Origin of the sequence: Ensifer sp. R-19, assembly GCF_049905105.1 — a bacterium.
Taxonomy (GTDB): domain Bacteria; phylum Pseudomonadota; class Alphaproteobacteria; order Rhizobiales; family Rhizobiaceae; genus Ensifer.
Map to the genome: position 1 here is coordinate 538,599 of NZ_CP184570.1, position 24,233 is coordinate 562,831.

The following is a 24,233-nucleotide window of genomic DNA, read 5'->3' on the forward strand; positions in this document are numbered from 1 at the left end:
CCAAAATACAACCCCTGCCTATCCCCCCTTGGGGAAGGGGGCCCACCCTTCAATCGTCGGGCGAAACCGTCATCGCCCTTTCGATGGCGTCGATCAGGGATTCGGCCGGGAACGGCTTGTGCAGATAGGCGACGCAGCCCGCTTTGACCGCCTCCTGTTCGAGCGCCTGATCGTCGACGGCGGTGATGAAGATGACCTTTATCTTCGAGCCGCCGTCCTTCAGCCGGTGCCAGAGTTCGATGCCGGATATGCCGCCGAGATGGACATCGAGCACGATGCAGCCGATCTCGCTCGACGTGGCGCGGTTCAGAAAGGCCTCGGCCGAGGCATATCCTTCCGTCGCGAAACCATGCGCGTTCAACAGCCGCGCGACGCTCTTGCGCATGCTCGGATCGTCTTCCACGACGGCCACTTTGCGTGGTTGGCTTTCCAAGGGATGCCTTTCTGAGGCCCATGCGGAAAGGCATGTCTAGCCCCGATCATGACGATCGTATGACCAACGTCGAAGGCTGGATATTGTCCTATGGGGAAGCGCGGCGAACAGCACCGTGCGCATCATCAGACGGTTTTGCTGTCAGGTCGAGAAGTCCCAGTCTCTCTGCGATCGACACGGCCTCGGCCAGCGAATGCACGCCAAGCTTTTCCATGACGTTGTGCCGGTGCGCCTTGACGGTTCGTTCGGAGGTGCCGAGTTCGTAAGCGATCTGCTTATTGAGCTTGCCGCGGACGATCAGGCCGAAAACGTCGAACTCGCGTGGCGTCAGGGCGTCCAGACGCGCCTGGAGTGTATGGACGCGATCGTGTTCGGCGCGCCGTATCTCTGAGCGAAGCAGCGCCCGCTCGACGGCCCCCAGCAACGCCTCCCTCGAGGCCGGTTTCTCCAGGAAATCTTCGGCGCCGGCCTTCATCGCCCGGACGCTCGCCTTGATGTCGCCTCGCCCCGTCAGAAACACGATCGGCAGCAGTGGTGCTTTCTCGGTGAGCCGGTCCTGCAACTCGAGCCCGCTCAGACCTGGCATCTGCAGGTCGAGGAGGATGCATCCGGGGTCGGAGCCCGACAGGTTGGCCAAAAGCTCTTCGCCCGAGCCGTAGGTGACGACGCGATAGCCGGATGCCTCCATCAACCGTGCCAGCGCGGTGCGATAGGAGTTGTCGTCGTCGACGATATGAATGATGGGTTCCAATTGGGTCATCCGTGCTGAGCAAGCGGCAGGACGAAACGAAACACGGCGCCGCCTTCGGCACGATTGTCCGCCCATATCTTGCCGCCATAGGTTTCGATAATCGCGCGGGCGATCGAGAGACCCAGCCCGGTGCCTGTCGGCTTGGTCGTGTAGAACGCATGGAAAACATGGTCGAGCTGGTCGCTCGGGATGCCGCGGCCGGTATCGGAGATCGACAGCTCGACCTCGGAATTCTCGATCAGCGCCGTCCGAAAGACCAGCTTCCGCTCGGTCGTCGCCGCATCGACCATGGCGTCCATCGCATTGGTGGCGAGGTTGAGAATGACTTGCTGGAGATGTACCTTGTCGGCCCGCACCGGCAGCGCCCGGGTCGGGTCGCTGGAGCTGACGACGATGCTTTTTTGTCCCGCCTCGGCGTGGAGGATATGGATCGCGCTGTTGACCACCTCATTCAGGTCGAATTCCTGCCAGTCGATCTCGCTTCGCTTCTTCAGCAGTCCCCGCAGTCGAACAATGATATCGCTGGCGCGCTGGTCGTCCTCGCGGATGTCGATGAGAATCTGCCGGACGAGGTCGAGATCCGGCTGCTCTTTCCGAAGCAGGATTTCGAGGGCATCGACATTGCTGCGGATCGCTCCGAGCGGCTGGTTCAGTTCATGGGCGATCGATGCCGACAGGGCTCCCGCCGTTGCCGACTGGTTGAGATGCACGAGTTCGAGCAGACGAAGCCGCGCTTCCTGCTCCGCGGCCAGCCGGCGCTGCCGCTCGACCAGAAGCACCGTGATGATCGCCCCCTGAAGCGCAAGCGCTGCAACGATGCCGATGATCGCCGCCCAGTATTCCTCCCAGAGGCTCTTCTCCTTGAAGCTCAGGACGGTTCCGGCAGGAAGCCCGCTCTCCGGCAAGCCCCAGCGCGTCAACTCTCTCGCATCGGCGACAAAGGTTTTCGGCACGTTGACGCTGGCGATCGGTTTTCCCGCGATCGCGTCGAGGGCGAGTTCGGCGACCGCCGTTCCGACCGACTCGAAGGTGACGGTATTACCGCCGACGGCGCCATGGCCGATATACGTGGAATAGGGACCGTAGACGGGAGCGCTCGCCTTGGCGGCAATCCGTTCGAGCGCGTTGCGCGGAATGAAGTTCCTGCCGCTGCGATCGGTAAAGACGGTCAGAACCAGAATGATGCTCCCTTCCGGCACACGCGAGGCGCGGTCTGCGAATTCATCGATGGTCAAATCCTCGACGTAGGTCGTTTTAAGACCGCTTGCGGGGCCGGGGAGATCCGAGCGCGCCGTCGCAAGCCAGGAGCGGTCGAAATCCGAGGACCCGCCGATGATGACGAGATCGCGGGCTTCCGGCTGGAGACCGCGCGCCATGAGAAGGGTTTTTGCGATGTCATACTCGCTGAAAGCCCCGACGACGTCGCTCGGCAGACTCAACTTCACGGCGTCCGCGCTGCTGAAGCCGCAGAACACGATCTTCGCATCCGGGGCGATCGCATGCCGGTACTTGACGATGAAGCCCGTTGCCTCCTCACCAAGCGCAATCACTACATCCGGACGTCGGTCGGCGTATTTCTCACTGAGATATCGCGCCATCCGGTCGATGTGAACCTTCTCGGGGAATCTGGAAAGATCGAGAAATTCCGAGAACAGATCGACCTTGCCCATTGTCGCCTGCTGCAGTCGATGTCTCAGGGTCTCGCCAGCAATGGTCGTTGCCGGGATTTTCTCGTCATAGGGATAGAGGATGAGGATGCGTGGCACCTGGTCCACGATCTCCGCCGACAAGGGCTCGGCCATCACAACGATCAAGAGCAACAGAAGGCAACGAAATGCGGATACGATCCGGGTGAACGGGCTCGATGGTTTCGTCGATGCACGAGCCATATTGAACGTCCTTTGCGCCATTCTCCGTCAATGCGTTCGGAGGTGACGATGCGGCCGGGGCGACTGCCCGTCGGCGTTCAACTATTTCAAAAATTAGTCCGGCCCCCGCGCCGAAACCTTCCTGCCCTGCGTACGGCTTCCACACCCAATGCGATTGCTGACCGATCCATACCGCGCCAACTCGTGCGCGCTGCCCCAAAGGACAATACCGCCGAGGCGCGTTCCTGACTAGGCTGCGATGCGATGAATAGCTTTCGCGTAAGTAGCAATTGCGTGAACTCGGCGTAGTTCCAGTTTCGACGACAACAGACGCGCGGCGTGCTTCGGTGCATCCATCAATGCAAGGTCTGCATGTGGTCAGGCCACCGTCAGCTATCTTCGGCTGGCAGAGTGCGTCATCACACGTTCGTCGGGGGGACCGGCAATGAGTCGCACAACCATAAATTATGGTCTTGGTGCGTTGAGGAGAAGTGTCGGACACGCACGCTGAGAAGTCCCTTCGAGGAAACTGCTCCGCTGTGTCGACGATAACAATCGACCCGCCTGCGATAACTGGAAGATGCGGCATGAGGCGTTGCCATATGGGGCGCAGGCTGCCGGCCCATTTCGGGCAGCCAGGGAGGGAATCGAGACCATGAGCAAGATGAAAAACATCTGGTTTGGTCTGCTGGCTTCCACTTTTGTTGCCTCAGCAGCAATCATGCCGGCAGCCGCGCAAGATCAGCAAAAACCCAACATTGTCGTCATCATGGGCGATGATGTTGGCTGGTTCAACATTGGCGCCTATCACCGGGGCATCATGTCCGGGAAGACGCCGAACCTCGACAAGCTTGCCTCCGAGGGCATGCTATTTACCGACTACTACGCGGAAGCGAGCTGCACTGCGGGCCGAGCAAGCTTCATCACAGGTGAAATCCCGTTGCGCACCGGCTTGACGACGGTCGGACAAGCGGGGGCAGACGTCGGCATGCCGGACAAGGCCGCAACCATTGCCGCCGCCCTCAAGACCGAGGGCTACGCCACCGGTCAATTCGGTAAGAACCATCTCGGCGATTTGAACAAGTTCCTGCCAACGCTGCATGGCTTCGATGAGTTCTTCGGGTACCTGTATCACCTCGATGCGATGTCAGACCCCTACTGGTATTCGTTCCCGAATGACCAATCGTACCGGGACAAAGTGGGGCCGCGCAATTTGGTCCACAGCTTTGCAACGGACACGGACGACACGACCGAGCAGCCGCGTTGGGGCAAGATCGGCAAGCAGCGGATCGTCGACGAGGGACCTCTGGCGCCATTCGCCGACATGACCAACGTGCCGAACATGCATGACATCACGCCCAAGGCAAAGTACGACATGGGGACGTTCGACGAAGTGCTGGTCAAGGCCTCGTGCGACTTCATGGACAAGGCCAAGACTGACGGCAAACCGTTCTTTGTCTGGCACAACACGACGCGCATGCACGTCTGGACGTTTCTGTCGCCAAAATACCAGGCGCTCATGAACAGCGACAGCAATTACGGCCTCGAAGAAGCCGGCATGGCGCAACTGGATGACAGCGTCGGCGCCATCATGAAGTGTGTGGAGGATGCGGGCGAGACCGACAACACCATCGTCATCTTTACAACTGACAATGGGGCGGAGGTGTTTACCTGGCCCGACGGTGGCATGACCCCGTTCAAGGGCACCAAGGGTACGGTGATGGAAGGCGGCTTTCGGGCACCGGCAATCATCCGCTGGCCGGGTAAAGTCAGGCCGGGCACTGTCGAGAACGGCATCTTCTCCGCTCTGGATTGGTTCCCCACGCTGGCGGCGGCAGCTGGCAACACCGAGATCACTGAGCAGTTGCTCAAGGGTGTGAAGCTGGGCGACAGGACCTACAAGAATCACCTTGATGGCTACAATCAGTTGGACCTGCTGGTGGGCAAATCCCCATCCGCACGGCATGAATTTTTCTACTTCGGCGGCCCTTCTCTGGGGGCGGTTCGCATCGACAACTTCAAGTTCCAGTTCTTCCAACAGCCGCAGGGCTGGCCCGGTGGGAAGGTCACAACGGACATGCCCACTATGGTGAATATCCGCCAGGACCCATTCGAGCGGACACCATCGATCGGCGGCCAAAGCCTCAATGACCTCGGCGGAGGCTATATGAATGACTTCTTCGCACGCGAGTTCTGGCGGTTCGTCAGCGTCCAGCAGGAGGTCGCAAAACTGGCGCTCACGGCGATTGACTATCCGCCGATGCAAGACCCGGCTTCGTTCAATCTTGATGCTGTCAAGAAGCAGATCGACGCCGCAATTAAGAACAAGCCAGGTAACTAGAAGGCCCGCTCAACACGACGGGCGGTTTTCCAGGGCCGCCCGTCTGGTTTCAAGGCACAGTCCTCCGCATGTCTCAAGGGACGATGCGGGAATCTGGACACCTTACCGATGGAGGGGTCGTTATGACTTTGGGACGTAACTTCCTCAGACTGGCCGGCGGAGTCGTGCTTGGCCTGGCAACGTTGTTTGTTGTTGCCTCGGCGCAGGCCCAGACCGCTCCGCTGCCGTCGTGGAATGACACCGTCCCGAAGGCGGCCATCGTCGCCTTCGTCGAGAAGGTGACCAAGGAAAACTCGCCCGACTTCGCTCCCGAACCGGAGCGCATCGCCGTTTTCGACAATGACGCCACGCTGTGGGTCGAGCATCCGATGTACACCCAACTCGCCTTCGCACTCGACCGCGTGAAGGCCGAGGCAGCTTCCCATCCCGAATGGACGGACACGCAGCCGTTCATGCGCTGCCCCAAAGGACAATATCGCTGAGGCGCAATCCTGACTAGGCTTCGATGCGATGGGTGGCGTTCGCATAGGTAGCGATTACGTGAACTGGGCATAATTCCAATTTCAACGGACAGCAGACGCGAATGCTCCGGCGTGCTTCCGGCGCATCCGTCAATGCAAGGTTTTACATGCGGTCGCCGAATTTCGATGGATTGTCGTCCATGCGTCCAGAGTGTCCTTTGTGCGCTCCCCCTTGAACGCGCGGCGCTCCAGCGCGAAGGCCACCGCAACGGATATCTTCCGAACGGGAGATGTGTATTCACCGGAGGAGCTGAAAATGATCCGCAAAAGCCTTAGTTACAGTCTCGGTGCGTTGACGACTGTGGCGTTTCTCTGGGGCGCGATCGCCCCGGCGCAAGCTCAGGAGACGAGAAAGCCGAACATCCTGTTCATCATGGGCGACGACATCGGCTGGATGCAGCCGAGCATCTATCATCAAGGCATTGCGGTGGGAGAAACGCCCAACATTGACCGCATCGGCAATGAGGGTGCGAAGTTCATGACGTACTACGCCGAGCAGAGCTGCACGGCCGGACGCACTGCCTTCCTCACCGGCATGCAGCCGGTGCGCGTCGGCATGGTCCTACCGGAAATTCCCGGAAGCCCGTCCTACTTGCGGACCGGCACGCCTTCGCTCGCCAAGTTCCTATTCGATCTCGGCTACAACACCGGCGAGTTTGGCAAGAACCATCTCGGAGATCACACTGAATCCCTGCCGACCGCGCACGGCTTCCAGGAGTTCTGGGGGTATCTGTATCACCTCGACGCCATGCAGGGAGTAAGCTTCCCTGATATCAACAGGACACCGACCGAGCAGACACTCGCGCCGCCTTGCAAGAACACGCCGATCCCAGGACTTGCAGAGGATCCCGCGGCCGTTGATCCCAAGACGACAACTTGCCTGACGCCACCGCGTCCGATGCTCGCGTGCACATCGTCCGACGGGACTGCGGCGAACCAAAGCTGCAAGGATCAGGGCCCGCTGACGCTGGAGCGATCGAAGACCGTGGACGAGGAGATCTCGGCCAAGGTTATCGACTTCCTCGACCGCAACGATCCCGAGAAGACGAAGAAGCCGTTCTTTGTCTGGTACAACCCGGCCCGTATGCACATCACGACCGTGCTCCCGGACAAGTACCTGGCCATGGTCGGCGAGCCTGGCGGCAAGGACTGGGGCGTCAACGAAGCCGGCATGAAGCAGATGGACGACAACATCGGCTACGTGCTGAAAAAGCTTGAGGAGATGGGTGAGCTCGACAATACCATCATCGTCTTCACCACCGATAACGGCGCCGAGACGATCACCTTCCCCGACGGCGGCACCACCCCCTTCAAGGGCGGCAAGCTGTCCACCTGGGAAGGCGGCATGCGCGCGCCGCTGGTTGTACGCTGGCCCGGGCATATCGAGCCCAGAACGGTGAAGAACGAGATGTTCGCCGCTCTCGACTGGCTGCCCACCTTGGTCGACATTGCCGGCGGCCCCAAGGGCAACGAGCTGAAGGCGCGGATCGAGAAGGGCGAGTATCCTGGCATCGCCAAGACCACGCTCGACGGGGTCAACCAGCGCGACTACCTGGAAGGCAAGTCGGAAAAATCCGCGCGCGACCACTTCTTGTACTACTCCGGTAAGGAGCCGTCGGCAGTGCGATACAAGAACTGGAAGATGTACTTCGCGATGGTGTCGGACGACCCGGCTGGCTTTATCACGGGCGTGGTCCCCTACGCCTGGACGCAGGTCGTCAACATCAAGCGCGATCCTTTCGAGACTTCGGTAGGACAACAGTTGAAGACGCTCTTCGGTACGGGCGGAGCCATCGCATCACCGTCCACCGCCTACGTCTACGATTGGAACATGCTACCCATCGGGCAGCAGTTGTGGCTGAAGCACCTCCAGACCTACGTCGACTTCCCGCCGATGCAGGATCCGGCAAGCTACAATCTGGAGCAGGTCATGCAGCAGGTCCGGGAAATGAAGACCGGTCACGACTGACGCGCCAATGGGCGTACGACATGGCGGGGCGGCCCAGGACGGCCGCCTGCCAACCGGACGCGCTGCGGATCGCTCTGTATTTTTCATGGGAAAGTAGCGGAACGACCCCCAAGGCGCTTGCCGTTACCGCGGCAACTGCTCGCCAACAACAGGAGACACGACATGGGAGTGTTCCATCATTTCGAGCGCGGCCGTCGTCGACTGTTCGTAACGCTCGCGGCAATCTTGGTTCCGATCGCTGTCGCCTGCTCCGGCGATCCTTCACAGGCCCAGACCGATCCGCTGCCGTCGTGGAACGATACCGCCCCGAAGGCGGCCATCGTCGCCTTTGTCGAGAAGGTGACGACGGAGAACACGCCCGATTTCGTTCCGGAGCCTGAGCGCATCGCCGTCTTCGACAATGACGGCACGCTGTGGGTCGAGCATCCGATGTATACCCAACTCGCCTTCGCGCTCGACCGTGTGAAGGCCGAGGCTCCGTCCCATCCGGAATGGAAGGACACGCAGCCGTTCAAGGCAGTGCTCGAAGGCGACATGAAGACCCTTGCCGCATCCGGCGAAAAGGGCCTCATCGAGCTCATCATGACAACCCATAGCGGAATGACCAGCGACGAGTTCCAGAAGGTCGTTTCCGATTGGCTTGCCACCGCACGCGATCCGCACTTCAAGCGTCCCTACACCGAGCTCGTCTACCAGCCGATGCTTGAACTGCTGGCCTATCTGCGCGCCAACGGCTTCAAGACCTTCATCGTATCCGGCGGCGGCATCGAGTTCATGCGGCCGTGGTCGGAACAGGTCTATGGCGTCCCGCCCGAGCAGGTCGTAGGCTCGTCGATCAAAACCCAGTTCGAGATGCGTGACGGGATGCCGACCCTGTTTCGCCTGCCGCAGGTCAACTTCATCGATGACAAGAGCGGCAAGCCGGTCGGCATCAACGAGCATATCGGCCGCCGCCCGATCGCCGCCTTCGGCAATTCCGACGGCGACCTGGAAATGCTGCAATGGACGACAATGACGGGTGGGAGCGTCCGTTTCGCCATGCTCATTCATCACACCGATGCCGAACGTGAATACGCCTACGATCGCGACACGGAATTCGGCCGCCTCGACGAGGCGCTCGATGCAGCGGCGATAAACAAATGGACCGTGGTCGACATGAAGGCAGATTGGAAAGAGATCTTTCCGAAGAAGTAGACTGCGTTGCGTGCATCGTATGCGACCCTCTTGTGCAGTCAATGTCCATCCACGTTCGTGAGGCCATCAGGACAGGCGGCCCTGCCGCTTATCCCAAACTCGAAGGACATCCATGATGAAAATCAATCATGTCGCCGGCTTGATAGCCGTTGTCGGAGGCCTGGCACTGGCGGCAACCGCTGCACTCGCCCAGGATTCCACGAAGAAGCAGCATGTGCCGCTGGGCAAGGCGATCGGAACGGTCGCGCCCACCGGTCCGGTGCCGTCACTTGCGGTCATCAATTCGGATGGCGCCAAGATCGATGGTGACAAATTGGTTCTGACTGGTGTGTCGGCAAATTCGATCGTCTTTGCCGATCGACCGGTGCGGGCCGCCGGACATGTAACCACCGAACAGTTCATCATGCAGTGGGATGAGGGCAAGGACAACTTCGCTGTCGACCCTCCAAACGCAACGGTGTCGGTGCTGGGAGGTGGCGGCTCGGACGTCAGTGACGTCGTGGTCACTCTGAAATCTCCAAAACTGGAAGGTACTACGCTCACATTCGATATTGCCGTTCTGGAAGGAAGTCTGAGTGGTGCGGCCGGACCCGCTGCGGTTTTCATTGATCATTTCGCCGGTGGTTTTGGCGGCGGTGATTTTGGCGGAGGTGGCTTCCGCGGTGGGGACTTTGGTGCCGGCGGGTTTCATGGAAGCTATGCGCGTGTCGGGGACGCCAGTTTCGCCCATGTCGGAGGTGCCTATTGGCACGCGCCCGTCTATCACGGGGCTTGGTATCGCGGCGCTCCGGTTGCCGCGGGGGTGGTGGCTGGTGCCGCCGTCGGCGCTGCAGCAGCCAATCCGTATTACTACCCGCCGCAATGCGGCTACTATCCGTACCCGCCTTGCTACTAACCTGGCAGGTTGTTGTAGTCAGCACGAACACAGCCGCCACGAACAAAAAATGGAAAGCTCGGCTGATTGGGTTCTCTCAGTTGCTTTTCTGCCCGATGCTTTGGTCACGCTGCCGGGTGCAGCGAGACCTTTGTTCCAGAACGATACGGAGCGTTCGATTGACGGGGTTTGTTCTCTCAGCGGCATTTATTCGGGCAGCCCTATTGTTTGGCGCCTTGCTTGCGTTCGCCGCACAGACCGTTGCGGCCGAGACGGTTCCGCCTGCCGCCGATCCGCTGATCGCGATTCATGACGGGTTCGTGGCCGAGACGACATGTTCGTCCTGCCACGCCGATGAGGCGGCCGCATTCGCCACGTCGCATCACGCCAAGGCGATGGCCCTTGCCGACGACAAAACCGTGCGTGCCGATTTCAACAACACCCGGTTCGAGCGCGATGGCATTGCGGCAGAGTTCTTCCGCCGCGACGGTCGCTTCTTCGTCCGCACGGAAGGACCGGACGGCCGGCAAGCGGACTTCGAGGTTAAATACACTTTTGCCTACGAACCCTTGCAGCAATATCTGATCGATCTCGGTCACGGGCGATTGCAGGCTTTCGACGTCGCCTGGGACACAGACAAGCAGGCGTGGTTCTGGCTCGGCGAAAGCAAACCGGCACGGCCAGCATCCACCTATCATTGGACAGGGCCTTTCTATCGCTGGAACCGCACCTGCATCGACTGCCATTCCACCAACCCTCAGGTCAATTTTCGGCCGGAGACGAACGAATACAAGTCGTCCTACGTCGCGACCAGCATCGGCTGCCAGTCCTGTCACGGCGGCGGTGCGAAGCATGTCGAGTGGGCCAAGGCCAAATCCAAAGATGCCCCGACGGCGGCGCCCGGTCTGGGCCTGTCGAAGGTCGATGCAGGCACCTGTTTTGCCTGTCACGCGCGGCGGACCAAGCTTGTCGATGGCTATCGACCCGGAAACGCCTTCCTCGACCATTTTTCGCCGGCACTGCTCCGCCGGGACCTCTATTTTCCGGACGGACAGATTCTCGACGAGGTGTTCGAGTACGGCTCCTTCCAGCAGAGCAAGATGGCGAGAGCGGGCGTCACCTGCTTTGATTGCCACAAGCCACATGAAGGTACGGTCAAGGCCGTCGGCAACGCCCTATGCACGCAATGCCACACTGAAACGGCACCGGAGCGTTTTGAAAAATACGATCCCAGCGGAGTGTTCGACACGACGGCACATACCCATCACCCGACGGGGTCGCCCGGCGCGCAATGCGCCAACTGCCACATGCCCCAGCGCACCTACATGAAGGCGGATCCGCGACGCGACCACTCCTTCGTGATCCCGCGCCCAGACCTTTCCGAAGCCTACGGCGTCCCGAATGCCTGCACCTCGTGTCATGAAGGCAGGACAAACGCATGGTCAGCGGAGACCATGGACAAATGGTACGGCAAGCACTGGCGCAATCGCCCGACGATAGCGCACGCCTTCGCGGCAGCGGCGCAGGACGATCGTGCAGCGATCGATGATCTGCGCAGGTTTTTGGCCGACCGCGAACAACCAGGCATCGTCAGGGGCAGTGCGATTGCCGAAATGACGAGGCTCGACGGAGTAGCCACGGCCGCAGACGTCGAAGTTGCAGCGAAAGACTCCGATCCGCTCGTCCGACTGGGGGCAGCAGAAGCGGCTGCCAGCTTGCCGGCTGAACTTCGATTGGCCGCGATCGGCGTTCTTCTTGGCGACGAAACCCGAGCAGTCCGGGTGGCCGCAGCCAGGGCTCTTGGCAGCACCCCGTCACTGGACCTTCTCGGCGACCAACGCCGGGTCTTCGATGCGGCCGTCGACGATTTGCGCGCCTATGTCGAGGCCAACGCGGACGTCGCCGAGGTACAGAACAACCATGGGACCTTCCTGTTCGAACAGGGGCGCACGGACGACGCGGAAAAGGCGTTCCGCCAGGCGATTATTCTCGATCCGACGCTTTCGGGTGCGCGCATCAATCTCGCCGAGCTCTATCGAGCCAGCGGTGACAATGAGAAATCCGAACAGACCTACGCCGAGGCGGTCGCGGCCAACCCGGATCGGCCCGAGCTCCGCTACGGGCATGGTTTGTCGCTCGTTCGTCAAAAGGCAATGCCGGACGCGATCCGGGAACTGGAGGCTGCCGTGCGCCTGGCCCCTGCCAACTCCCGATACAGGACGACGGCGGCGATCGCGCTCGATGCGGTTGGCCGGACGGATGCCGCTTTCGCGTTATTCGATCCGGCTGTCGCAGGTGGTGCAACAGACGCCAATCTGCTCGGCACTGCCATTCAGTTTGGCCTCAAACTTGGCCGCCATGCCGAGACGCTCGAGTTTGCGGAGGCACTCGCTCGTCTCCAGCCGAACGATCCACGGACCGCAGAACTCGTCAGGCAATTACAGGATGCAGTTCAACATGGCAGGTAAGCGCGCCTGTCGGACGAAGTGACCTATCCAGCAGTCAGAATTTTTGTGGGATCAATATCACCGGACCCAACGGGCTCACGTCGGCAGGCCAAAAATTGTGGCCGGGGAGCGACCGCAGTTTTCCCATCATCTCCATTACGAGGTACGGAGAACCGGGAGAATTGGGATATTTGGGGTTGCCCACAATCCGGATGAAGCCATTTTCGGTCATTGGGCAGGTCGCCTCGGCGAGCTGGCCAATCGCTGCGAACCATTCGTGCGCATCGTCATGGGTTACATGGCTTGGATCAAACAAAGCAATCAAAATATTGCTGTAAAACAATAATATAACGGCAATTCATCACACAAGACATTAATAACTTCGAGCGTTATTGGCGGCGCATCCAGCCGAGGTGACAGGAGAGGAACGCCATTGCGCTCGCCGCCACTGCGCGGCCGGCGCAGAGGCGTGGCTGCAACCTAAGCGCTCTATCTCGGCTGGGTTGACGGTAAGCGTTCAACGCTGAAAAACGTTTCTCCGTTCGACGAAAGCGGTTTTCAGACCAACCAGCAACGAAAATTGTGAGCCACTACGTGATGGGGAGGTCGGAAATCAGGCGCGCTGACACCTTCCGAGCAGAAGTCCGCCGTGCCGTGCCAGGAAGTTCAACGACGGACATAATCCCTGAGGAAACGGAGCCAGGCGTGGATTTTCTGCGGGACCATCTGCATGGGCAGGTGCATCGCGTAAATCTGGTGATCGGGGAAGCGATAGGACGGCAGGGCGTCGGCCAACTTGCCCTCGGCGAGTTCTGGCGCCACGAACCAGTCAGGCAGAAGTGCTACGCCTGCGCCGGCAACCGCCAGCGCCTTGACGACCGACGCGTTGTTGGCAAGCAGCCGGGACTGACGAGGCACCTCGAATGTGCATTCGCGGCCGTCTTCGTCGTACATTTTCCAGCTTTTCACACGGTCGACGGTGGCATTGCTGATGTACGGCAACGCGCTCAGCATCTCCGGCGTACCAATAGCAGTTTCTTCGACGCCGGCGATGATGTCCGGCGACGCGACCAGCCTGATCTGATACGTCCCCAAATGCACACCGGCATATGGCGAGGTCTGGAATTGCTCGTTGCGCCCCAGCCGGATGGCGACGTCGAAGCGATCGCGCACGAGGTCGACATTCGTCGGATAGGCCTCGAACTGGATGTCGAGGTCTGGATGCAGCGCGGCGAATTCCTGAAGGGCCGGAGCAATCACCGCGACGCCATATTCAACGGTCGATGTCAGCCGCAAGCTGCCGCTCAGCACCGTTTGCTCCATGCGCGCTTCGGCAATCGCCTCATCGGCTTCCGTGAGAATGCGCAGGCAGCGCGCATAAAACCGTTCGCCGGCATCGGTCAGACCAAGGCTGCGCGTGGTGCGATGAAGGAGTGTGACGCCCAATTCGCTTTCGAGCTGCTTGAGGTTGAAACTGATGGCGGCTCTGGCCTGATTGAGTTGCTTGGCAGCCGCTGTGAACGATCCTGTTTCCACGACGGCTCGGAAAACAGTCAGGCGATCCAGACTCACCGCCATGCAGCACTCCAATTGGTAAAAATATACGACAGGTGATGTCTAATTGTATCGACTTATTCGACGGCATGAAAGGGAATATCCCTGCGGACGTCATTCCCATCGAAGGTTTTCCCGTTGTCCGCCCGCTCCCGAATTGCCACCCTCTACCTTCTCGGATTCGCCGTCGATCTCGCGAATATGTTCATCTTCAACGCCGCCCTGCCGGCGTTGCAACGCGAGTTGAGCGCATCGGTCGTGCAGCTCGCCTGGGTCGGCACGATCTACATGCTTGGCCTGACTGTCGCCATTCCGCTGGGGAGTTGGCTTGCGCGCCGGATCGGCGAACGCCGCGTGTTCATTGCCTCCCTGCTCATTGTTGCGGTGGGCGGTATCGGCGGAGGCAGCGCCACTGGGATTGAGACGCTTCTTGCCTGGCGCCTCGTTCAAGGTCTCGGCGGAGGACTGCTCGTGCCGGTCGGCCAGAGCATGGCCTATCGCGCCTATCTTCCGGAAGACCGCGCCCATCTGACGGCCGTGGTCATGACGGTCGCGCTGTTGGTGCCGGCACTTTCACCCGCCATCGGCGGGCTCGCGGCCGATCATGTGTCCTGGCGCTGGGTATTTATCGGCGTTGCGCCACTGGCAGCGGCGATAGCTGCGTTGGCCCTTGCCTGGGCTCCCGTCGATCGATTGGCGGAAGCGAAGCCGGCGCTCGACATTCCCGGCTTCCTGCTGAGCGCCATCACCCTGTTTTGCCTTCCCCTTGGTCTGACGCTCATTAGTCAGACGGGAAACGGCGTTCATGCCGCAATTGTCCTTGCCTTGGCGATCGTCGCGGGCGCTGCCTATGTCCGCCATGCGTTGCGCTCGCGCAATCCGCTGCTTGATCTGCATCTGCTTTCCGATCCGATGCTCAGGACTGGCAGCATCATCTACCTGTGTGTGCCGGGCGTTTTCACGGGCGTAAACCTGGTCGCCTCCCTGTACTTGCAGGACCGCCTTGGTCTGACGGCCACACAGACCGGCATGCTCATGCTTCCATGGGCAGCAGCATCCTTCGTCGCCATCATGTCGACGCGGCGGCTGTTCGCGTCCCGCGGCCCGCGCCCGCTCTTTCTCGTCGGCATGACGGTCACCTGCGCCGGCGTGCTGCTGCTGGCCACGCCATTCGCCGGAAAGTTCATCATCGCGTCCTTTGCTGCAATGGGCTTCGGGGCAAGCCTTTGCACGTCCACCGCCCAGACGGCAGCCTTTACGTCGGTTCGGACGGAACGGATGGCAGAGGCAAGTGCGCTGTGGAACATCAACCGTCAGCTCAGTTTCTCGCTCGGTGCGAGTGTGCTGGGAGGCCTGCTGGGGCTTTTCCTGGCGACCAGCGGCGGCGTGGCCGACGTCCTGCCCTACCGCTACTGCTTTGTGATCGCTGCCGTTCTGATTTTGTTGCCGCTGCCCTTCGTTCTGCGGCTGCCGCGAGCCAGTCAGCGCGCGTAACCCATTCTTTCAAGCTGTCCGACAAGGAGCCGAACATGACCGACATTGAAAAATTCTTCCGTGAAATTGTCGATCTCCACATTGAGATCGAGCGCTGGTTCACCGGGACAGCCCACCCCAACGATCTGGTGCAACTGCTCGAACGCTTCTCGCCTGAGTTTCGCATGATTTCCGTGCAAGGGACGGCTCTCGGAAAAGAGGGCGTGGGTGAATTGTTCGCACGTCTGCACGGGAAGCGCCCGGAGCTGCGGATCACGGTCGACGAGATGCAGATCAGTCAGGAATGGTCGGGCGGAGCCTGCGTCACTTATCGCGAGACGCACGCGGATGCGGGCGGGGTTGAAACAGCAAGACGCTCGACCGTCGTTTTGGAAGCTTCAGCGGATGGCTCGCTCCGGTGGCGGCATCTGCATGAAACGCCGATTGCGGCTTAGGCACGTCTACGATGCCCTGTGCGCACTATCCTCGCTGTACAGGAAGTGTGCTTCAACGATCGCATAAGTACGCGGTTCAAACCTGGTCAAGAGCAAGGGAATTTTTAGTCGCGGGGCGTGCAAGTCTCAGCTGGATCATAGACAAGTGAAACGACAGCGCTTATATTTAGCGCCTGGTATTACCTTTAACTAAGGAGGGTTGCCATGGCATCCCCGACCTCGCTCAAGCTCGATGATGAGCTCAAGGGCCGCGTTCAACACTTGGCCGAAATCCGCCGCCGGTCTTCTCACTGGATCATGCGTGAAGCGATTGCACAATACGTGGAGCGAGAAGAGAAGCGAGAGGCATTGCGACACGCCACGCTCAGAGCGTGGGAGGAGTATCAAGCGACCGGCCTACATGCCACTGAGGACGAGGTCGAAAAATGGCTATCCACGTGGGGAACGGACGACGAGAGCGCCGCACCTGAATGCCACAAATAGTCTTCTCGCCAGCAGCTGTTCGTGATCTTGAACGCCTTCGCAAATTCTTGCAGGCCAAAAGCCCATTGGCAGCCAAGCGAGCAGGTGAAGCCATTCTGAAGGGTGTGCAAGCCCTTGGCGCACATCCTAAAATGCGGCGCCTCATTGATGATCTGCCTGACCAATATCGAGAGTGGCTCATTGATTTTGGAGATAGCGGATACATCATGCGCTACCGTATTGATGGGGACATTTTGACAATCCTCGCCGTGCGCCATCAGAAAGAAGCTGGCTTCTGAGAGTGCCGGCGGTGTCGTCTTTGAGCGATTGCTCGTCCTATGTGACTGTCCTCAATGCTGGACTGAAACGGGCTTCGCCGGTTTAGGCGGAAGTTTCACTTATTGAATGGGCCGATCACCAGCGGATGCACACGGGCTATACTGCATCCTTCCGCAAACCAAAGGTCAGCGATGGCTGGAACCTCAAGCGTTAAGCCAGGCAAGGCGCTCGACGAATACAGCTTTGGGGGCATGCGGCGGCCCGATAGAATTGCTGCTCCTACGCGAACGCCGCTCGCTTATGCTATATATTCCTAATCCATCATACATGCGAGCGGTGGGGGTGGCGGATGCTCGAAAGTCGGGTCAACAACCCACGACAACCGACGAAACCTTCGGGACGCAAGGGACGCCTCTCCGAATTTGGAGGTGAGCGGCGGATCGTCACCGCCATCTGCTATGATCTCGTCGGGTCGACGAGACTTCTCCACCTGCTCGACATAGAAGACTATCAGGAACTGATCGTTGCGTTTCAGAATGCAGCGAAACACGCGATAATCTCTCATTCCGGCGTCATGCAGCTTGAGGCTGGAGATGGCGGCGTGGCGCTCTTTCCGATCGAGTTGGGTGCGAAGGATGCGGCTTCGCTCGCCATTCGCGCGGGTCTCGCGATCGTCGAGGGCTGCGCGGGCGTTGCCCGAGAAGCCGGGCGCAACGACTTGCACGTTCGAGTCGGGATCGCGACATCCGTTGCGCTCATTCAAGAGACGCAGGAGGAGAAGGGGGAACCGGTTACGGGTGCTGCACTGGCCATAGCCACCCGTCTGGAAGAGATTGCCGACCCAGACAGCGTTTTCGTTTCGGAGGACACGCGCGACCTGGCCGGTAGGTCGCATGCTTTCGTGTTCGAAGGCGCCAGGACGCTCAAGGGCTTCACTGTGCCCGAGAAGGTATGGCGCGCACTCGGTCACAAGATTGATGTCGACAGGTTCTACGCTTTCGGGAGCCTTGGCGGCCCCTTCATTGGCCGCGAAAGCGAGTTGAACACGATCGCCGCCTGTTGGGAAAAGGTCACCGCGCAAGGTGGCGAAATCCTCCTGCTCGAAGGAGATGCAGGCATCGGAAAATCGCGGCTTCTGCGGGAAGTCCGCAAGATGACGCGCGACCGGCGATCAGGGCTGTACTTCTTTCAGTGCCTGCCAGGCGGGCATCGCTCGACGCTGCATCCCCTGTTGAACAGTCTTATGGGCGCAACGTCGGGACAAGACGATCAACTGGGCCTGTCCGCCTCCGCTGTAGCAAACCCCTTTGAACGAAACGGCATTCGCGACGCAGAAACGATTGAAACATTCGCGTATTTGCTGGGTGCGCTGGGACGAAATCAACGGCTCGCCGACAACGACCCAAAAGCCATCCGGGAAAAGGCTCATCGCGCCGTGTTTCGCGCACTCGCGGCGTTGTGCGCGAACGGCCCGATCGTCCTGGCTGTCGAAGACATCCACTGGATCGATCCAACCTCCCGGGATTTGCTGGCGGAGGCCGCTCGGGTTGCACACCAACTTCCGATTTTCCTCGTCGCGACCTCACGTCTCGGGTTTGCGTCGGATTGGCTGGACGCGGCCAACCCCACGCGGCTGACGCTGCTCCCGCTTGATCGTGACGAAACACGACGGGCGATAGAGGCAAGATGGCCGGAGCAGAGGCAGGGCATGCTTCCTGAGCTCTATGACGTTATCGAGAGGATATCCGGCGGCGTCCCACTCTTCATCGAGCAGATCTGCCAATGGGTCTCGGAGAACGTTGCTGCAGACACTATGAGCCTGTCGGAAAACGTCAAACCCAGCCATGTGTCGGCATTCGAGGAAATACTGGACGCACGCCTCAACCACCTGGGCACGGCCAGAGACGTGGCGCGAGCGGGAGCAGTTGCGGGCAGCCGGTTCACGCTATCGTTGCTTCGCGAACTGCTGCCAGGGCTGGGCAAAAAGTCTTTGGTCAAGGCCGCCGATACCCTGAGTGATTCAGGGTTCCTGATGCGGATCAGGACGCGAGGGCATATCGCCTACGGCTTCCGGCACGTTTTGATTCAGGAAACGATCTACAATGGGCTCTTGCGCAGGCAGCGGCAGGCATTGCATCGGCGGCTGTTCATTGCTGTCAGTCAAAACCGCCAAATGGCCGCTTGGATGGACACCGGAACGCTCGCCGAACATGCGGAACGAGCGGGCTTCATCGAAAACGCAATCGAATTGTACACTGCGGCAGGGAAGGAAAGCTCGAGCCGATCGGCGATGGTAGAGGCGCGCAACTACCTGGAGCACGCCGTGGAGATTTGCGACCGGTTCGGCGCGGGACATGCGATCGAAACACTGCAGCTATCCGCGCTGATTTCGCTCGGCCCAGTTTTGACCGGTCTTGTCGGACTGAACTCACCTCCGGCTCGCAAGTTATATGAGGATGGCGTAGCCATCGCCCGCCGGCAACCGATGGAAGAGCAATCCAGATGGTTTCCGATCTATTGGGGGTGGTGGCTCACGGGAACAGACTTTCGCGTTATGCGCGAACGCGCTCTGCAAGTGCGGGCCATGCAGGCTGGGACGGAAGATCCGGAGATCAAGCTCCAGGTTAACCATTGCATCTGGGCCATTGCTTTTAACCTTGGCCACCATCGAGAGGCCCAGGATGCGATTAAGGCCGGACTGGCGCTTTATGACGAGCAATCGGCGAAAACCAACCGAACGTTATTTGGCGGCCATGACGCCAAGGTGTGCGGTCTAGGGCAACTGGCCCTTTCGCTGTGGCTGACAGGACAATCGAAAGCATCGGATTCGGCTCTTTCGAAGATGGTCGCGTTCGTTGACCGGATATCACACGCGCCCAGCAAGGCGCATTCGCTTGATACGGAAGCGGTGTCTGCGTTCTATCGGGACGACTATGGGCGTCTCACCGAAATTTCCAAGAGAATGGCAGACTTCGCGAGATCGCATGAAATGCAGTCGCTGTCCGGCCTGTCGCTGCTGTTTGCTGGATGGGCTCTAGCGCATGGGGAAAGCCTCACGAGGGGACATGCGATGTTTCGCGAAGGGCTGTCGCTCTTGAGAAGCCTCGGTGTCGTCGCAGATCTCCCGATTTATCTCTACATGCACGCCACGCTGCTCGGGCAAGCTGGCAACTATGAGTCAGCGCTCGAGGTCACGAATGACGCGATCGAAAAGGCGAAGGAAACCGGTCATGCCTATTGGCTCGCGGAGCTCTACCGTCTCCGCGCCGTTCTTCAGGCGCGGGGCAACACCACCAAGGATCCCATCATCCTCGACCTGCGCTCAGCCGTAGATATCGCCGAACGTCAAGGAGCAAAGGCACTTCTGCGACGGGCGAGACATTCAATGCAGGAGCTTGGCGTTGCCGGTCAACATTGAACGAACGAGGCAGAAAACCGACGATCCGTCAAACCTTGAGGGGATGCTTGCGCGTTTTCGCGACGCCATACTTGCCGGCTTAAGCAACCCGCTCTCTCCTCCCGCGGACCTAGAAGCCGAGCAATGCTTGCGCGCGATTTTACGGCTCTGTCGTCGTGCGGGCATAACCCGGCTTGGTGATCTGACCGGACTTGACCGGATCGGCCTGCCGGTGGCTCAAGCCGTTCGACCCGCCGCTCTTTCTGAAGTCACGTCGCTCGGGCGCGGCCTTTCCATGGCGGGAGCGGCGGTGGGGGCGATCATGGAATCGCTTGAGCGGTTTTACGCCGAAGCCATTCCCTCGGGGCGGGTATTTTCCACCACGGCGGATGAACTCAAGATCGCCGACGGCCTGTTTGAAAATCTTCTGGCACCTGATCGCCAGGGGAACTGGCGGATACGGGCGATACCCTGGATCACCGGCGTCGACATCACGGCTGGTTTCCCACAATCGGTCCCCCTGGAACTTGTTCACACCTGCTACACGGACCCGCCGCCCGCTCATGATGGCCTGTTCATGCGCACGACCACGGGTCTCGCCTGTCATATGACCGTCTTCGGTGCATTTGCGCATGGATTGTTCGAATGTATCGAGCGCGACGCCCTCGCGCGCGCCTTCGCCACCCACGGCTTCTTCGATCGAATGCGCATTTCCCCGTTCGGGCTGGGTGACGGAGTTGATCACATACTGTCCGTTGTGGGCGAGCATCATATTTCCTTCGGCCTTTGGCTAGCTCCTTCGCCGGCAGATGTCCCAGTGGTCTGGTGCCAGACGATCGAGACAGGCCCCGGCGAACCGATCCTTGCTCTTCCGACCGAGGGCTACGCGGCAGGACCGAGCATCGCCGCGGCAGCGGAGAGCGCGATGCTCGAAGCGCTGTCAGCGCGGGCCGGGGCGATATCGGGGGCGCGCGACGATCAAACCCGGGAGCATTACAGACGTAGCACCGACTCGGTCGTCGCCAAGGCCCGCCAGCTTATTCTTATGGGTACGTCCGGGTTGCCGCGTCAGGCAATCGAAGCACGCGCCGTTTCGGATCTCGGCGCGCTGATCGACAGGGTCCTATCCGCCGGCATGGGGCCCATATTGGCCGTGCCGGTGGGAACGGACGTCGAAACAGGCGTTCAGTGCGTGAGAACCATCCTTCCCGGAGCCATTCCCTTTTCCATCCTGCGGTGAGTGTTCACATGGTCGATGCGAGCGAGAAAGGTCCGATCCTGGTGTTTCTTGGTCCGACGCTTCGGTTGACCGAGGCGGAGCCGGTTCTCGACGCCACCTACCTGCAGCCCGCCGCGCAAGGCGACATTCTGCTTGCCGCCCACGCATTCCGCCCGCGGGCGATGGTCCTGATCGACGGGCAATTCGAGGACAGGCCGGCTGTCCGACACAAGGAAATCCTCTGGGCAATGGCACAGGGGATCGTCGTGATCGGCGCGGCAAGCATGGGCGCGCTCAGGGCGGCGGAACTCAGTGAGTTCGGCATGATCGGTGTCGGCCTGATCTACAGGTGGTATCGGCGCTGGCGGCTTGCTCCCGATGATGCGGTCGCCGTTCTTTCGGGGCCGCCGGAGCTTGGCTTTCTTCCTTTGACAGACGCCTTGGTCGATCTCCAGCGGACGTTCGCCAGCCTGACACGCCGGGATTTCATAACGGCAGCCGATCGCGACTTGCTCACAACAACTGCGCGAAACATGAACTTTCGAGAGCGCCGGTTCGAAGCGATTTTACGGGATGCAGGATGGCAGGAGGAGGGGCTCAAGCAATTGCAGAAGGAGATGGTGTGGCAAAAAAAACGGGACGCTCTGCTTGCGCTGCGAAACGCGCGGTCCCTCGTGATGCAGGAAAATACGGGGCCTGTGAGCTGTGCGTGGGTTGCAACGAACACCTTTGTCCGGGATCTTGAGGCGGGCGGCATTGACTCAACATTAGCAAACACTTATAAATTGAATCCTTAATCCCAGATTTTTCAATCGAGGGGGGCAATTGTGCGATGCGTCTGCTTCGGGACGATGCCCTCGACTCTGGAAATGCGCGTGTCGGCACGCGGTTTTGGATTTATCCGCAGCCCCCCTTCATTCCCGGATACGAACAGCCCGATCGTGTGTGGCTATCGATACCACGCGACGAATTAGGCGAGGGCCCCAGTGACCTCTCCATGTATGTCGCGGATCCGCTCTATGACAAGCAGCCCTATGGCCTCGCGAGCTTGCCGCCATTCGGCGGGGCGAAGCGCGCGCCGGTGAGGCCGGGTCCGGATCGTCACTTCGACAACATCGATCCGACCTCCCGGCCATTTCTTGCTGTTCACGCCTACGCCTGCGTGCGTTTCGTTCTCGACATTTGGCAGAGCTATTTGGGGCGGCGGGTCCACTGGTTCTTCGATCAGACCTTTCCAAGGCTAGAAATCGTTCCATTTGTCGATTGGGACAATGCTCAAGCGGGCTACGGTTTTCTGGAACTGGGTTGGTCCGACGTCGACGGCATCCTGAGACCTTACGCGTTGAATTTCGACACGATCGCGCACGAGGTCGGGCATCTGATCATGCTCTCGGAGACGGGTGTACCGACTGTGACATCGCCTGATGGCGACTTCTTTTCGTTCTCCGAAGCCTTTTCGGACTGTGTTTCACTGATCTCGTTCTTGCACTTTGATTCCGCGATTGACCGGCTTTTGCGGCGAACGAGAGGCAATCTGCTGCTCTACAACGAACTGAACCGCTTTGCGGAGACGAGCCCCGAAACGCAGATTCGCTTGGCCACCAATTTCCGGCGAATGTCCGCAACTACCCGCGAGGTGCACGACCGCGCGCTGCCGTTCGTTGGCGCCATCTTTGACAGCATCGTTGCACTTTATCATCGCGATCTGGTCGCGAACGGTTGCGCCGACAGGCGGCTTCTGGATGTCGATATCCGGGAACTGGCGCGGGACGAATTTGATACTTTTCGGCAGGCGACGGCGGAGGCCTTCGGCACCAAGCCATTATATTTCAAGCTGGCATTGACCGCCGCGCGAGACGCGGTGGGTGCGGCACTCGCGACGTCATTGAGCACACTCGATCTGAACACACTGCGCCTTGAGCAGGCGGCAGAGGCCATCGTCGCCTCGGCGGACGGGCCGGCCGCCGAATTGCTCGAAGAGAATTTCGCTTGGCGCGAAATCATCGCTTCAAGGTAAGTCAAGGGAGGAAAAAATGAGTGGTTGTTGCGCGAATCCTGTTGTTGGATATCCACTAGATCCAAAGGATCTAGAAGATGTAATTGAATATAAGTCGTATCGACCAGGAGATATTAGATTATATGGACGGCCGACAAGGTTTTATGAAAGGAAGAATAAAGATAAAAATATTAGAGAAGCTCTCGATGGGATTGAGAAGAAGCTAAGAGCCATTGGAGAAACGGGGATAATTGATGATATAAACAGGATGATAGAGGAGATTTTGGATTACATAAAGAAAAGCTCTGGAATTGTTGGCGATGGAGTAACGATCGCATTATTTGATGGAAAATACTATAGCTTCCTTCCCGTTAGTTTTGGGGGTGAAGTAGAGTATCTAAAGAGCATTGGCGTGATTTATGGTTATGCCTATGAGGGGCACTGCTACAAGCTGCCAAAACCGCAGATCATGTGTCTATCTGAAAGGCCGACGGCAATCGCCGACGGCGATTGCGGCTGCGATTGTGGATTTGACGCGAAATTCGGCTACGCTGTTTGGTCGATCGACAAACTCGAGCGGGCCATATCTCTCGACATCCGCGCCGACAACCTCAAGACGTTGGTGCTGGACGAAAACCTGCCAGGCAACCGGTCGCCGCTCGCCTATGCGCAGACGATGGCGTTGGCCCCACAGCGGCAACGCGACTGACGGGCGCGCCCTTTTATCCTCGGGAGCTCACGGCCTGCACCAGTGAGTTGCCAACCTTTCAGGTTGGCAACTGCGCGATTTTCGCCGGACCGCACAGACTTTGCAATGAACCACGCTACCATTCTTCGGCGAGTTCAGACCGGCCGGCAAAACAACACCCGCCTCCAACTGTTCGAAAGCTTCGGACCGCAGCGAGAGACGACATTATCGACATTGCCCGGTCGCTGGCGCGGCCGGGCAGGTGAGGGGCGGGGATTTATCGGTCCGCCTCGCATGTTGAGCGGGAGCCCG

18 protein-coding genes and 2 pseudogenes are annotated in these 24,233 nt (G+C 59.7%); 15 read left to right on the top strand and 5 right to left on the bottom strand.

The genetic code is table 11. The annotated features are described in order from the left end of the window. Window positions 1-49 precede the first annotated feature (49 nt). From ACN9MO_RS21765 to ACN9MO_RS21775, 3 genes are all read right to left on the bottom strand, one after another. The gene (locus ACN9MO_RS21765) at window positions 50-433 is read right to left on the bottom strand and encodes a response regulator transcription factor (protein ID WP_057252239.1); all 384 of its coding nucleotides are present in this window, start codon (window positions 431-433) and stop codon (window positions 50-52) included. Between the two features lie 88 nt (window positions 434-521). Then, a complete protein-coding gene (locus ACN9MO_RS21770) occupies window positions 522-1,193 on the bottom strand; it encodes a response regulator transcription factor (protein WP_057252240.1) in 672 nt (223 codons plus the stop codon). Next, on the bottom strand, window positions 1,190-3,073 hold the full coding sequence (locus ACN9MO_RS21775; RefSeq protein WP_425987739.1) for a sensor histidine kinase: 1,884 nt from the start codon (window positions 3,071-3,073) through the stop codon (window positions 1,190-1,192). The genes ACN9MO_RS21770 and ACN9MO_RS21775 overlap by 4 nt, the downstream gene beginning before the upstream one ends. A 634-nt stretch (window positions 3,074-3,707) precedes the next feature. Here ACN9MO_RS21775 and ACN9MO_RS21780 point away from each other — a divergent pair. From ACN9MO_RS21780 to ACN9MO_RS21805, 6 genes and pseudogenes are all read left to right on the top strand, one after another. Beyond that, the gene (locus ACN9MO_RS21780; protein ID WP_057252242.1) at window positions 3,708-5,393 is read left to right on the top strand and encodes an arylsulfatase; all 1,686 of its coding nucleotides are present in this window, start codon (window positions 3,708-3,710) and stop codon (window positions 5,391-5,393) included. A gap of 122 nt (window positions 5,394-5,515) precedes the next feature. Beyond that, window positions 5,516-5,872: pseudogene (locus ACN9MO_RS21785) on the top strand (haloacid dehalogenase-like hydrolase); the annotation flags it as partial. 415 nt (window positions 5,873-6,287) lie between these two features. Beyond that, window positions 6,288-7,883: an arylsulfatase gene (locus ACN9MO_RS21790; RefSeq protein WP_244495556.1), complete on the top strand. Its 1,596-nt coding sequence runs from the start codon at window positions 6,288-6,290 to the stop codon at window positions 7,881-7,883. Window positions 7,884-8,045: 162 nt separating this feature from the next. Continuing rightward, window positions 8,046-9,077, top strand: coding sequence for an HAD family hydrolase (locus ACN9MO_RS21795; protein WP_057248776.1), 1,032 nt, complete (start codon window positions 8,046-8,048; stop codon window positions 9,075-9,077). Between the two features lie 112 nt (window positions 9,078-9,189). Then, on the top strand, window positions 9,190-9,972 hold the full coding sequence (locus ACN9MO_RS21800; RefSeq protein ID WP_425987743.1) for a hypothetical protein: 783 nt from the start codon (window positions 9,190-9,192) through the stop codon (window positions 9,970-9,972). A 95-nt stretch (window positions 9,973-10,067) separates the two neighbouring features. Then, entirely contained in the window at window positions 10,068-12,419 is a 2,352-nt protein-coding gene (locus ACN9MO_RS21805) for a tetratricopeptide repeat protein (RefSeq protein ID WP_425988181.1), read from the top strand. Window positions 12,420-12,445: 26 nt separating this feature from the next. Here the strand turns inward: ACN9MO_RS21805 and ACN9MO_RS21810 are convergent. Both ACN9MO_RS21810 and ACN9MO_RS21815 read right to left on the bottom strand, forming a co-directional pair. Then, window positions 12,446-12,747: pseudogene (locus ACN9MO_RS21810) on the bottom strand (TA system VapC family ribonuclease toxin); the annotation flags it as partial. Between the two features lie 317 nt (window positions 12,748-13,064). Beyond that, a complete protein-coding gene (locus ACN9MO_RS21815; RefSeq protein ID WP_057248774.1) occupies window positions 13,065-13,976 on the bottom strand; it encodes a LysR family transcriptional regulator in 912 nt (303 codons plus the stop codon). Between the two features lie 114 nt (window positions 13,977-14,090). Here ACN9MO_RS21815 and ACN9MO_RS21820 point away from each other — a divergent pair, with 114 nt between their 5' ends. The 9 genes from ACN9MO_RS21820 to ACN9MO_RS21860 all read left to right on the top strand — a co-directional run bounded on the left by ACN9MO_RS21820 (window position 14,091) and on the right by ACN9MO_RS21860 (window position 23,942). Then, the gene (locus ACN9MO_RS21820) at window positions 14,091-15,446 is read left to right on the top strand and encodes an MFS transporter (protein WP_112995852.1); all 1,356 of its coding nucleotides are present in this window, start codon (window positions 14,091-14,093) and stop codon (window positions 15,444-15,446) included. Between the two features lie 35 nt (window positions 15,447-15,481). Next, window positions 15,482-15,880 (top strand): DUF4440 domain-containing protein, encoded by a 399-nt coding sequence (locus ACN9MO_RS21825; protein ID WP_057248772.1) that lies wholly within the window; start codon window positions 15,482-15,484, stop codon window positions 15,878-15,880. Window positions 15,881-16,084: 204 nt separating this feature from the next. Next, complete coding sequence (locus ACN9MO_RS21830) at window positions 16,085-16,363, top strand: CopG family ribbon-helix-helix protein (RefSeq protein WP_057248771.1); 279 nt, start codon at window positions 16,085-16,087, stop codon at window positions 16,361-16,363. Then, complete coding sequence (locus tag ACN9MO_RS21835) at window positions 16,351-16,641, top strand: type II toxin-antitoxin system RelE/ParE family toxin (RefSeq protein WP_113736438.1); 291 nt, start codon at window positions 16,351-16,353, stop codon at window positions 16,639-16,641. Before ACN9MO_RS21830 ends, ACN9MO_RS21835 begins: the two co-directional genes overlap by 13 nt. A 329-nt stretch (window positions 16,642-16,970) precedes the next feature. Then, entirely contained in the window at window positions 16,971-20,039 is a 3,069-nt protein-coding gene (locus ACN9MO_RS21840; RefSeq protein WP_113736437.1) for an AAA family ATPase, read from the top strand. A 43-nt stretch (window positions 20,040-20,082) separates the two neighbouring features. Continuing rightward, the gene (locus tag ACN9MO_RS21845; RefSeq protein WP_112995850.1) at window positions 20,083-21,258 is read left to right on the top strand and encodes a YcaO-like family protein; all 1,176 of its coding nucleotides are present in this window, start codon (window positions 20,083-20,085) and stop codon (window positions 21,256-21,258) included. 8 nt (window positions 21,259-21,266) lie between these two features. Then, window positions 21,267-22,034, top strand: coding sequence for a TfuA-like protein (locus ACN9MO_RS21850; RefSeq protein ID WP_112995849.1), 768 nt, complete (start codon window positions 21,267-21,269; stop codon window positions 22,032-22,034). Between the two features lie 35 nt (window positions 22,035-22,069). Continuing rightward, the gene (locus ACN9MO_RS21855) at window positions 22,070-23,254 is read left to right on the top strand and encodes a hypothetical protein (protein ID WP_057248766.1); all 1,185 of its coding nucleotides are present in this window, start codon (window positions 22,070-22,072) and stop codon (window positions 23,252-23,254) included. A gap of 16 nt (window positions 23,255-23,270) precedes the next feature. Beyond that, complete coding sequence (locus ACN9MO_RS21860) at window positions 23,271-23,942, top strand: hypothetical protein (RefSeq protein ID WP_112995847.1); 672 nt, start codon at window positions 23,271-23,273, stop codon at window positions 23,940-23,942. Window positions 23,943-24,233: the final 291 nt, after the last annotated feature.

Coding starts and splice junctions, on each gene's coding strand:
- ACN9MO_RS21860 (WP_112995847.1), top strand. CDS start 23,271: ATGAGTGGTTGTTGCGCGAATCCTGTTGTTGGATATCCACTAGATCCA.
- ACN9MO_RS21845 (WP_112995850.1), top strand. CDS start 20,083: ATGCTTGCGCGTTTTCGCGACGCCATACTTGCCGGCTTAAGCAACCCG.
- ACN9MO_RS21800 (WP_425987743.1), top strand. CDS start 9,190: ATGATGAAAATCAATCATGTCGCCGGCTTGATAGCCGTTGTCGGAGGC.
- ACN9MO_RS21850 (WP_112995849.1), top strand. CDS start 21,267: ATGGTCGATGCGAGCGAGAAAGGTCCGATCCTGGTGTTTCTTGGTCCG.
- ACN9MO_RS21815 (WP_057248774.1), bottom strand. CDS start 13,976: ATGGCGGTGAGTCTGGATCGCCTGACTGTTTTCCGAGCCGTCGTGGAA.
- ACN9MO_RS21775 (WP_425987739.1), bottom strand. CDS start 3,073: ATGGCTCGTGCATCGACGAAACCATCGAGCCCGTTCACCCGGATCGTA.
- ACN9MO_RS21795 (WP_057248776.1), top strand. CDS start 8,046: ATGGGAGTGTTCCATCATTTCGAGCGCGGCCGTCGTCGACTGTTCGTA.
- ACN9MO_RS21805 (WP_425988181.1), top strand. CDS start 10,068: ATGCTTTGGTCACGCTGCCGGGTGCAGCGAGACCTTTGTTCCAGAACG.
- ACN9MO_RS21855 (WP_057248766.1), top strand. CDS start 22,070: ATGCGTCTGCTTCGGGACGATGCCCTCGACTCTGGAAATGCGCGTGTC.
- ACN9MO_RS21790 (WP_244495556.1), top strand. CDS start 6,288: ATGGGCGACGACATCGGCTGGATGCAGCCGAGCATCTATCATCAAGGC.
- ACN9MO_RS21770 (WP_057252240.1), bottom strand. CDS start 1,193: ATGACCCAATTGGAACCCATCATTCATATCGTCGACGACGACAACTCC.
- ACN9MO_RS21835 (WP_113736438.1), top strand. CDS start 16,351: ATGCCACAAATAGTCTTCTCGCCAGCAGCTGTTCGTGATCTTGAACGC.
- ACN9MO_RS21780 (WP_057252242.1), top strand. CDS start 3,708: ATGAGCAAGATGAAAAACATCTGGTTTGGTCTGCTGGCTTCCACTTTT.
- ACN9MO_RS21840 (WP_113736437.1), top strand. CDS start 16,971: ATGCTCGAAAGTCGGGTCAACAACCCACGACAACCGACGAAACCTTCG.
- ACN9MO_RS21830 (WP_057248771.1), top strand. CDS start 16,085: ATGGCATCCCCGACCTCGCTCAAGCTCGATGATGAGCTCAAGGGCCGC.
- ACN9MO_RS21825 (WP_057248772.1), top strand. CDS start 15,482: ATGACCGACATTGAAAAATTCTTCCGTGAAATTGTCGATCTCCACATT.